General features: G+C 65.3%; 8 protein-coding genes. 2 read left to right on the forward strand and 6 right to left on the reverse strand.

All coding sequences use genetic code 11. The annotated features are described in order from the left end of the window. The 4 genes from ccoP to ccoN form a co-directional block, all read right to left on the reverse strand. A partial coding sequence (ccoP, locus tag ACILRA_RS12720) for a cytochrome-c oxidase, cbb3-type subunit III (RefSeq protein ID WP_395662467.1) occupies window positions 1-830 on the reverse strand: 830 nt, incomplete at its 3' end. Next, window positions 827-997 carry a cbb3-type cytochrome c oxidase subunit 3 gene (locus ACILRA_RS12725; protein ID WP_395662468.1) on the reverse strand — a complete coding sequence of 57 codons (171 nt, stop codon included), beginning with the start codon at window positions 995-997 and terminating at the stop codon, window positions 827-829. The genes ccoP and ACILRA_RS12725, both read right to left, overlap by 4 nt. A 5-nt stretch (window positions 998-1,002) precedes the next feature. After that, the gene (gene ccoO, locus ACILRA_RS12730; RefSeq protein WP_395662469.1) at window positions 1,003-1,728 is read right to left on the reverse strand and encodes a cytochrome-c oxidase, cbb3-type subunit II; all 726 of its coding nucleotides are present in this window, start codon (window positions 1,726-1,728) and stop codon (window positions 1,003-1,005) included. 20 nt (window positions 1,729-1,748) lie between these two features. Continuing rightward, window positions 1,749-3,383 (reverse strand): cytochrome-c oxidase, cbb3-type subunit I, encoded by a 1,635-nt coding sequence (ccoN, locus tag ACILRA_RS12735; protein ID WP_395662470.1) that lies wholly within the window; start codon window positions 3,381-3,383, stop codon window positions 1,749-1,751. 167 nt (window positions 3,384-3,550) lie between these two features. On the opposite strand from ccoN, the gene ACILRA_RS12740 reads away from it, so the two are divergent. Continuing rightward, a complete protein-coding gene (locus ACILRA_RS12740; RefSeq protein ID WP_395662471.1) occupies window positions 3,551-7,084 on the forward strand; it encodes a NahK/ErcS family hybrid sensor histidine kinase/response regulator in 3,534 nt (1,177 codons plus the stop codon). A gap of 436 nt (window positions 7,085-7,520) precedes the next feature. Here ACILRA_RS12740 and ACILRA_RS12745 read toward each other — a convergent pair whose 3' ends face one another. Together ACILRA_RS12745 and ACILRA_RS12750 are read right to left on the reverse strand one after the other, a co-directional pair. Continuing rightward, complete coding sequence (locus tag ACILRA_RS12745) at window positions 7,521-8,171, reverse strand: response regulator (protein ID WP_395662472.1); 651 nt, start codon at window positions 8,169-8,171, stop codon at window positions 7,521-7,523. A gap of 31 nt (window positions 8,172-8,202) precedes the next feature. Continuing rightward, window positions 8,203-8,847 carry a hypothetical protein gene (locus ACILRA_RS12750; RefSeq protein ID WP_395662473.1) on the reverse strand — a complete coding sequence of 215 codons (645 nt, stop codon included), beginning with the start codon at window positions 8,845-8,847 and terminating at the stop codon, window positions 8,203-8,205. 115 nt (window positions 8,848-8,962) lie between these two features. On the opposite strand from ACILRA_RS12750, the gene ACILRA_RS12755 reads away from it, so the two are divergent. Next, a partial coding sequence (locus ACILRA_RS12755; RefSeq protein WP_395662474.1) for an NADP-dependent malic enzyme occupies window positions 8,963-11,076 on the forward strand: 2,114 nt, incomplete at its 3' end.

Genomic DNA, 11,076 nt, shown 5'->3' on the forward strand with positions numbered 1-11,076 from the left:
TTGATTGTTGCATCGTCCAGACGGTGCGACCAGCCGGGCATGACGCCGTGGCGCGGCCTGACGATCTGCGCCTTTACCTCCTCGAAGTTTGCGCCGTAGAGCGCGATCTTGTCGGTGAGGTTGGGGGCGCCGAAGTCGCGCCCGCCCATGCCGGTCTCGCCGTGGCAGGCGGCGCAGTTCTCGGCGAAGATCGGCTGGCCAGCCTGAACCATCGCCTGGTCTGCCTCACCGCCCGAAAGCGAGACCACGTAGGACGCGGCCTGGGCCACCTGCTCCGGCGAGAGGATGCCGTCAGCGCCGAAGGCCGGCATCTGGGAGTCGCGCGTTTCGGCATTCTCGGCGTAGCGGATGCCGTTCTTCAGCGTCACATAGATCGCCTCGGGTGTTCCGCCCCACAGCCAGTCGTCGTCGTTGAGGTTGGGATAGCCCACGAAGCCCGCCGCACCCGAGCCGTGGCACTGGACGCAGTTGACCTTGAAGGCGGCCGCACCGCCGGCTTGCGCGAAGGCCAGCAGGTTCGGGTCCTTCAGGATATCGTCAACGCTTGCCGCGGCGATCTTGTCGAGGTTCTCCTTCTGGGCGGCCCGCGCGGCATCGATCTGCTCGGCCACTGCGCCGCGTGAGGAATAGCCGAGGAGGCCGGGTGTGGCCGAGGTGAGCAATGGCCAGGCCGGATAGGCGATGGTGTAGCCGATTGCCCAGATCACCGTGCCGTAGAAAGTGTAGAGCCACCATCTGGGCAGCGGCGTGTTTAGTTCCTTGATGCCGTCCCACTCATGGCCGGTGGTCGATGTTCCGGAGATGTCGTCTTTCTCGATGTTGGTGGTCATTGATCCTGATCCTCGGAACCGTTCCTGAGAGGGATTTGTGCGGCCTCCTCGTAGCGGGCCTTCGAGCCCCGCCTGAACACGAAGAGGACCATGGCGATGAAGAACACGAACATGGCGAGAAGGCCCCAGCTGTCCGCGAAGTGCCGCAGCGTATCGTAGTGTCCCATGCCGCTCACCGTGACAATTCGGGCGTGAAGGCCGCGGTATCGACCAGCGTGCCGAGCATCTGGAGATAGGCGATGAGCGCGTCCATCTCGGTGATGCGGGGATCACCGTCGAAGTTGCGGGCCAGCGCCTTGGGGTAGCGCGCGAGCAGGCCTTCGGCATTCTCGCCGGTCGCCTGGGCGATCATGTCGGCCTCGGCGTTCTCGATGTCCTCCGGGCGGTACATGGCGCCCTTGCCGTTGTTGACGGTGAGGTTCAGGGCGGCGAGGTGGCGGCCGAAGCCCTTCACCTGCACCTCCTTGTCGAGAAGAAAGGCGAAGCCGGGCATGATCGATTCCGGCACCACGTTGCGCGGGTTCGCCATGTGCTCCTTGTGCCAGTCGTCGGAATATTTGTTGCCGACGCGGGCGAGGTCCGGCCCCGTGCGCTTGGAGCCCCACTGGAAGGGGTGGTCGTATTGCGATTCAGCCGCCAGCGAATAGTGGCCATAGCGTTCGACCTCGTCCCGGAAGGGGCGGATCATCTGGCTGTGGCACACATAGCAGCCCTCGCGGATGTAGACGTTGCGGCCGGCGAGTTCCAAGGGCGAGTAGGGGCGCATGCCCTCCACGTTCTCGATCGTGTTCTGGAGATAGAACAGGGGCACGATCTGGACGAGGCCGCCGATGGTGACCACGAGGAAGCTGAAGATCAGCAGCAGCGTGGCGTTCTTTTCGAGTGTTTCGTGCTTCATGGCACCAAATGTCCTTCTTCTTATGCCGCTGCCGAGATCATGCCGACCGGCTGCGTCACGGGCTGGGAGCCCCTGATGGTGCGGTAGATGTTGTAGACCATGATCAGCGAACCCACGAGGAAGAGCAGGCCGCCGACGGTGCGGATGACGTAGTAGGGATGCATGGCCTCGACGGTCTCGGCGAAGGAGTAGACGAGGAAGCCGTTGGCATCGTACTCGCGCCACATCAGGCCCTGCATGATGCCGGACACCCACATGGCGGAGGCGTAGACAACGATGCCCAGCGTGGCGAGCCACACATGCCAGCTGACGAGACGGAGCGAGTAGACCTCCTTCTGGCCCCAGAGCCGCGGGATCAGGTGATACATGCAGGCCATCGAGATCATGCCGACCCAGCCAAGCGCGCCGGAGTGCACGTGGCCGATGGTCCAGTCCGTATAGTGCGACAGCGAGTTGACCGACTTGATGGACATCATCGGGCCTTCGAAGGTCGACATGCCGTAGAAGGCAACCGAGATCACCATCATGCGCAGCACGGGGTCCGTGCGGAGCTTGTCCCAGGCGCCCGACAGCGTCATCAGGCCGTTGATCATGCCGCCCCAGGAGGGCATCCACAGCATGATCGAGAACACCATGCCAAGGGTCTGCGCCCAGTCAGGCAGAGCCGTGTAGTGCAGGTGATGCGGACCTGCCCAGATATAGAGGAAGATCAGCGACCAGAAATGCACGATCGAGAGCCGGTAGGAATAGACCGGCCGGTTGGCGCGCTTCGGGATGAAGAAATACATCATGCCGAGGAAGCCCGCGGTGAGGAAGAAGCCAACCGCATTGTGGCCGTACCACCACTGGGTGAGCGCGTCCTGCACGCCTGAGAACATCGAATAGCTCTTCGAGCCGAAGAACGACACGGGGATCGCCAGGTTGTTGACGATGTGCAGCATGGCGATCGTCACGATGAAGGCGAGGTAGAACCAGTTCGCCACATAGATGTGGGGTTCCTTGCGCTTCAGCAGCGTGCCGAAGAAGACGAGGAAATAGGCCACCCACACGGCGGTGAGCCAGAGATCCACATACCATTCGGGCTCGGCATATTCGCGCCCGTTGGTGACGCCGAGGAGATAGCCCGTGGCGGCCAGCACGATGAACAGCTGGTAGCCCCAGAACACGAACCAGGCGAGGTTGCCCAGCGCCAGCCTGGTGCGGTTGGTGCGCTGGACCACATAAAAGGAGGTGGCGAGGAGCGCGTTGCCGCCGAAGGCGAAGACCACGGCAGAGGTGTGAAGGGGCCGGAGCCTGCCGAAGTTGAACCACTCGAGATCGGGGTTCCAGGCGGGGTAGGCCAGCTGCAGGGCGATGACCACACCGACGAGGAAGCCGACAACGCCCCAGAACACGGTGGCAAGCGCCCCCCAGCGGACCACATCGTCCATGTAGCCCGAGGTATCGGCAGCGGGCTGGCCGAAGCGGCGGGCCTTGACGATGATCGTCAGGATCGCGGCGGCGGCGAAGATGAACATGTGGATGGCGAAGGGCATGTCCTCCGCCTTGGCGCCCATGGTGATGGCAAGAACGGCAAGAACGGCCCAGAGCGCCATCATCGCCATGGCGCCACCTCCCGAGGGTGTCCTCCCTTGAACCAGTGTGTCAGCCCCCATCGGAGCCCCCTTTCTGAAGATAATCCGAGAGCAACGAATGCGTGCACCGGGAGAAGCGGGCATTGACCTGAATCAATCGGGGGCGGGGCGGGAGCCTTTCGCCGCAGGTGGCAGCGTGGCGTGTGGCGCTGCCCCCGGGCTTGATTTGCCGGAACTTCAGGCGGATCATGCCCCCCGTGATCGGTGAATGGGGCATATTGGCCGCGGGCCTTCTCTATCTTGGCGCACTGTTCGCTGTCGCGACCTATGGCGACCGGATGGCGCTCAGGGGGAACGCGCGGAGCGGCAGGCCGCTGATCTATGCCCTGTCGATCGCGGTTTACTGCACGTCCTGGACCTATTTCGGCTCCGTCGGCATCGCCTCGCGCAGCGGGCTCGACTTCCTGCCCATCTATCTCGGGCCGATCCTGGTCTTCCTGCTGGGCTGGAAGCTGCTTGCGATGATCGCCCAGCTGACCAAGCGGCATAACATCGCCTCGATCGCCGACTTCCTCTCCGCGCGCTACGGCAAGAGCGAGGCGTTGGGCGCGCTCGTCGCGGTGATCGCGGTGATCGGGATCGTGCCCTATATCTCGATCCAGCTCAAGGCGGTGGCGGTGTCGCTGCAGGTGCTGGTCTCGGAGCCCGACTGGTCACGCGAGATCCTGCGGCCGTCGACCGGCCTCGACGGGCTGTCGCTGCTGGTCGTCGTCACCATGGGCGTGTTCGCCATCCTGTTCGGCACGCGGCACATCGACACGACTGAGCACCAGGACGGCATGATCCTGGCCATTGCGGTCGAATCGCTGGTCAAGCTGCTGGCCTTCGTGGCGGTGGGGGCCTTCGTGGTGTTCGGGCTGATGGGCGGCATCGGTCCCTTCCTGGAGCGCGCGGTGACGGATACCGCGACGGCCGGCTTCTTTGACGGCAGGCTGGACGGTGGCCAGTGGCTGACCATGACGCTGCTGGCGGCCTTCGCCATCATCCTGCTGCCGCGCCAGTTCCATGTGGCGGCGGTGGAGAATGCCAGCCGCGATGAAATCCGCCGCGCCGCCTGGCTGTTTCCGGCCTATCTGGTGGCCATCAACCTGTTCGTTATCCCGATCGCGGTGGCAGGGCTGCTGCTGCTGCCGCCCACGGCCGACGGCGACACCTTTGTGCTGGCGCTGCCGGTCCATGCGGGCAGCGCCACCTTCGCGCTGATCGCCTTCCTCGGCGGCCTTTCGGCCTCGACCGCCATGGTGATCGTCGAGTGCATCGCGCTCTCCATCATGGTGTGCAACAACCTCGTCGTGCCCTTGCTGCTGCGCCGCCAGGTGGAGCGCGCCACCGTGCACAAGGACATGGGCGGCACGCTGATCCTCATCCGCCGCCTCGCCATCATCATGGTGCTGGCACTCGCCTATGCCTATTACCTGATGATCAGCACGTCCTCCGCGCTGGCGCAGGTGGGGCTCTTGTCATTCGCCGCCGTGGCGCAGTTTGCGCCCGCCTTCTTCATCGGGCTGGTGTGGAAGCGTGCCACCGCGCGCGGCGCCATGTGGGGCATTTCGGCGGGGTTCCTCGTCTGGTTCTACACGCTGATGCTGCCCGCCTTCGCGGATGCTGGCTGGATCGGCCGGGGCTTCATCGACGAGGGCCTGTTCGGCATCGGCGTGCTCAAGGCGCGCATGCTGTTCGCCATGGAATTCAATCCGCTGACGCATGGCGTATTCTGGAGCCTGCTCGCCAATGTGGCGGCCTATGTGGCAGGCTCGCTGATGCGCCAGCCCACCCCCATCGAGCGGGTGCAGGCGGCGCAATTCGTGGCCCGCGATTTCCAGCCAGGCTCCGGCACCGGCTTTAAGCTGTGGCGCACCGCGGTGACGGCGGACCGGCTGGAGGACACGGTCGCGCGCTATATCGGTGCTGACCGGGCACGCGCCGCTTTTGAAGGTTTCCGCGCCCAGCAGGGCCACATCGGAACCAATCCGGTCAAGGGCAGCGAGGCCGATGTGCGCCTCATCCGCTTCGCGGAGCACCTGCTGGCGAGTGCTGTTGGCGTTGCCTCCGCGCGCCTCGTCATCGCGCTGATGCTGGAGCGCCACTCGAGCCATGCGCGCGGCGCCATGCGGCTGCTCGACGACGCCTCCGCCGCGATCCAGCACAACCGCGACCTGCTGCAGTCGGCGATCGACAACGTGGACCAGGGGCTTGCCGTGTTCGAGCCGGGCATGACGCTGATCTGCTGGAACTCGACGCTGCAGACGTTCCTGGGTCTGGGCAGCGACCTCAACCGGGTGGGAACGCCCATCACCGAGGTGCTCGACGCCTTCCTCGCGCACACCGCAAGCGGCAGGACAGCCGCCGAAGACCGCGTGCGCAGGATCGCGCTGACGCATGAGGTGTTCCGCGAGCGGCGCATGGATACGGGTCAGGTCTTCGAATTCCGCTCCAGCCCCATGCCGGACGGCGGCGTGGTCGTGACCGTGATCGATGCGACCGAGAGCGTGCTGGCCGCAGAAGAACTGCAGCGCGTGAACGAATCGCTCGAACGCCGGGTGACGGAGCGCACGGCGGAACTGACACGGCTGAACGGGGAACTGGCCACCGCCAAGGCCGAGGCAGATGCCGCCAACCTCTCGAAGACCCGCTTCATCGCGGCGGCCAGCCACGACATCCTGCAGCCCTTGAACGCGGCGCGGCTGTTCACCTCGACACTCGTTGAGCGCATGAAGCGCTCGAAAGATGGCGAACTGGTCAGGAATGTCGATTCATCGCTTGAGGCGGTGGAGGAGATCCTCTCGGCACTCCTCGACATCTCGCGCCTTGACGCGGGCGCCATGAAGGCGGAGGTGCAGCCCTTCCGGATCGGCGACATCCTGCAGGCGCTGGCGCTGGAGTTTGGCCCCGCGGCGCGCAAGAAGGGGCTGAAGTTCACCGTGGTGGGATCAAGCCTCATCCTCAACACGGACCGCAAGCTCCTGCGCCGCGTGCTGCAGAACTTCGTGTCGAACGCCATCAAATACACGCGCGAAGGCCGCGTGCTGATGGGCTGCCGCCGCCGCGGCAACATGATCCGCATCGAGGTGCACGACTCGGGGCCGGGCATTCCCCAGTCCAAGCTCGGCGTGATCTTCCAGGAGTTCCAGCGCCTCCACACCGACGGCGACGGGACCTCGGGGCTGGGGCTCGGCCTATCCATCGTCGAGCGCATGGCCAAGGTGCTGGAGGCGCCGGTGCATGTGAACTCGACACCAGGCCGGGGATCGGCCTTCGCCATCGACATTCCGCTGGCGGAGGGCGTGAAACCGGCCATGGTGGCACGTCGCCGCAAGGTGCAGCCGCCCGCCCTCGCCGGCACCTTCCGCGTGCTGGTGATCGACAATGAGCGTCCGATCCTCGAGGGCATGCAGCTTCTCCTCAGTGGATGGGGCAACATCGTCCAGACGGCGACGGGCCTCGACCAGGCGCTCGAGGCGCTGGCCGCGGCAGACGGCAAGATCGACATGATCCTCGCCGACTACCACCTGAACAATGAGGATGGCATCACCGTCATCCGTACACTGAGGACAAGGGCGAGGCGGCCCATTCCCGCCGTGCTGATCACGGCTGACCGTACGCCGGCTGTCGCCGACTTGGCGGTTGCGCATGACGTGCATTTGTTGAGAAAGCCGCTGAAGCCCGCGGCATTGCGGGCGGCCATGTCGCATGTGGCGGTGAGGGCTGAAGTGCAGGTGTAGCTTTTTGATTTCCGTCATCCCGGCGCAAGCCGGGATCCAGCTTTCCGTCCGCGCGGTTGCCGCCCCAAGCTGGATTCCGGCTTTCGCCGGAATGACGGATTGATGGGTTGAGGGCGGTGCCGCATGTGGTGGTGAGGGCCGAAGTGCAGGTGTCACTTTTTGATTGCCGTCATCCCGGCGAAAGCCGGGATCCAGCTTTCCGTCCGTGCAGTTGCCGCCGGAAGTTGGATTCCGGCTTTCGCCGGAATGACGGATTGATGGGTCGAGGTCGGTGCCGCATGTGGTGGTGAGGGCCGAAGTGCAGGTGTCACTTTTTGATTGGCGTCATCCCGGCGAAAGCCGGGATCCAGCTTTCCGTCCGCGCGGTTGGTGCCCGAAGCTGGATTCCGGCTTGCGCCGGAATGACGGATTGATGGCTCGAGGGCGGTGCCGCTCCTCAGTGCTCCGCCTGAACGCCGTCGATGCGGCTGGCGGCGATCACCGCCTGGGTGCGGCTTGAGACGTTGAGTTTCTGAAGGATGGCCGAGACATGGGCCTTGATGGTGGCCTCTGAGACATTCAGCTCATAGGCGATCTGCTTGTTGAGGAGGCCCTCCTTCAGCATCATCAGGACGCGGATCTGCTGGGCGGTCAGCGTGGCGACGCGCCGTGCGATGTCTTCGCCTTCCTTGTCGGCGGTGGAGGGCTGGGCATAGCCGTCGGGCGCCCAGATGTCGCCCTTGAGCACCGTATTCACGGCGGCGATGATGGTCTCGATCCCTGAGGTCTTCGGGATGAAGCCCGCGGCATTGAGGTTCAGCGCCTTCTGGACGAGGCCGTGGTCGTCGGCTGCGGTGATGATCACGACGGGGACGTTGGGATATTGCGCGCGGAGATAGATGAGGCCCGAAAGGCCTTGCACGCCCGGCATGCGCAGGTCGAGCAGGATGAGGTCGTAATCGTCCTCCTTGCCGAGGATCGCGGTGGCGGCGTCGAGCGAAGCAGCGAGTGACACCGACGCGTTTGCGACCCCGCCGGAGATGGCCTGTTTCAGCGCCTCGCGGAACAGAGGGTGGTCGTCAACGATCAGAATCCGGGTTGCCCCCATGGTTTTCAGCTCCTCCCAAGCCTTGCTGCCGTCAGGTCTGTTCGATTGCCTGGACTTTTGCCGATTCGAGCGACTTCTTGCGGTCGAGGAAGGTGCGGCGCATCCAGGGCACGTCGGGGGCGTCCCAGTTGGGCGGGATGCCGACGACCATGTCGAAGAAGGCGATGGCGTTGGCCGGGTTCTCGGCCGCATTCTCCCGGAAGGAATCCCAGAAGCGGGGATCGTCCGCGACACCTGATTCGCTGGGCTCGGCATCGCCCATCTCACCCAGGACGGCGGCGGCGACCGACAGGCAGAAGCTGGTGTAGGCATAGCCTTCCGGCCAGCGCTTCAGCCGGTGGTCGATGGTTTCGGGGAGGGCTGGAAGGCCCAGTTCAGCGGGCACGATGGCGGTGATGGGGCGGGAGGAGAGAAGCTCCTTCAACATCATGCCGGCGGCAAAGAGGGTGAAGTCGCGGCGGTCCGCGTCGGCCAGGTGCTTGGTCTGGTCGAAGGCCTGCCGCCAGCGCGAGAAGGCTTCCGCCAGCGCCGCATGGTCGACCTCCGCCGCCAGCCCGGTGCCCTTGAACAGGAGCTCGATATTTTTCTCGAAGCTCCACAGGATGGTGCGGAAGCGGCGCGCCTCGTGGGCGAGGTCGTCAACCTTGCGGACTTCGGGTTTGAGGGGCGTCAGCATGGTCACATTGTAGCCCTGCCGGGGTTGCAATCAACGCGGAAATGCCACCGGGTCCGAAAGGGTTGCAAATCAACGCAATTCGGGGCCAGAAGAGGCCAGCAACAGGGATTTGCCAATGCCGTCGTCGATGTCGAGTGACCTAAAGTCAGGCTCGCTGGTCTACCATTCGGAACCCAAGCCCGGAAAGCTTGAAATCCGCGCCACCAAGCCGCTCGGCAACCAGCGCGACATGGCGCTGGCCTATTCGCCGGGGGTGGCCGCCGTCTCCGAGGCGATCCACGCCGACCCGGCACTCGTCTCGAAATACACGAGCCGGGCCAACCTCGTGGGCGTGGTCACCAATGGCACGGCGGTGCTGGGGCTGGGCAACATCGGGCCGCTGGCGGCGAAGCCGGTGATGGAGGGCAAGGCCGTGCTCTTCAAGAAGTTCGCCGACATCGACGTCTTCGACATCGAGGTGGCGGAAACCTCGGTCGAAGGCATGGTGCGCACGGTGGCCGCCCTCGAACCCACTTTCGGCGGCATCAACCTCGAGGACATCAAGGCGCCCGAGTGCTTCGAGATCGAGGAGCAGCTCCGCAAGCGCATGAACATTCCGGTCTTCCACGACGACCAGCACGGCACCGCCGTGATCGTGGCCGCCGCGGTGACCAATGCGCTGATGCTGGCGGGCAAGGACATTTCCAGGGTCAAGATCGTGGCCAGCGGTGCCGGGGCTGCAGCACTTGCCTGCCTCAACCAGCTCGTCAGCCTTGGGGCGGATGCCGCCAACATCTGGGTCACCGACCTTGAAGGCGTGGTCTACAAGGGCCGCGAAAAGCTGATGGACCGCTGGAAGGCGGTCTTCGCACAGGATACGCCGGCACGCAGTCTCGCGGAGGTGATGGCGGGGGCTGACATTTTCCTCGGCTTGTCAGCCGGTGGCGTGCTGAAGCCGGAGCTTCTGAAGCAGATGGCGCCCGGCCCGCTGATCCTGGCGCTGGCCAACCCGACGCCTGAGATCATGCCGGAGGAGGCGACCGCCATCCGGCCGGACGCCATGATCTGCACCGGGCGCTCCGACTACCCGAACCAGGTCAACAACGTGCTTTGCTTCCCCTACATCTTCCGCGGCGCCCTCGACGTGGGCGCCTCGACCATCAACGAGGAGATGAAGCGCGCGGCCGTCAACGCCATCGCGGGGCTTGCCCGCGAGACGCCGTCGGACGTTGTGGCGCGCGCCTATGGCGGCGAGGCGCGGCTGTTCGGCAAGGACTCCCTCATCCCCGCGCCCTTCGACCCGCGGTTGATCCTGCGCGTGGCGCCCGCCGTGGCGAAGGCCGCGATGGAGAGCGGGGTCGCCACGCGGCCCATCGCCGACCTTGAGGCCTATGCCGAGCGGCTGCAGCGCTTCGTGTTCCGCTCGGGCTTCGTGATGCGGCAGATCTTCGCCGCAGCGAAGAAGGACCCGAAGCGCGTCATCTATGCGGACGGCGAGGACGAGCGCGTGCTGCGCGCGGCGGAAGTGGTGCTGGAGGAGGGGATCGCGAAGCCCATCCTGATCGGCCGCCCGGCGGTGATCGAGACCAGGCTCAAGCGCTATGGCCTCACCATCCGGCCGGGCCGCGACTTCGACATCGTGAACCCGGAGGACGACCCGCGCTACCGCGACTATGTGGCAAGCTATGTGGAGATCGCCGGCCGGCGCGGCATCACGCCGGATGCGGCGCGCAGCCTGGTGCGCACCTCGACCACTGTCATCGCAGCGCTGGCGCTGCGGCGCGGCGAGGCAGATGCGATGATCTGCGGCCTCGAGGGGCGCTTCCGCGGCAAGCTCAGGCACATCCGCGACATCATCGGGCTGGCGCCCGGGGCGCGCGAATTTGCGGCAATGAGCCTGATGATCACCTCGCGCGGCGTCGTGTTCCTGACCGACACGCATGTGCAGGCCGAGCCTTCCGCAGAAGCGATGGCCGACACGGTGCTGATGTGCGCCGCCCATGTGCAGCGCTTCGGCATGACCCCCAAGGTGGCGCTCGTTGCGCATTCGGACTTCGGCGACTTCGACACGCCGGTGACGATGCGGATGCGCGCAGCACTGGCCATGATCCACGCCCGGGCGCCCGAACTCGAGATCGACGGCGAGATGCAGGCCGATACGGCGCTGATCGAGGCGGTGCGCCAGCGCAAGCTGCCGTCCTCCACCCTCAAGGGCGAGGCGAACCTGCTGGTCATGCCGGGCTTGACCTC

The organism is Aestuariivirga sp. (assembly GCF_044239095.1).
Classification (GTDB): domain Bacteria; phylum Pseudomonadota; class Alphaproteobacteria; order Rhizobiales; family Aestuariivirgaceae; genus Aestuariivirga.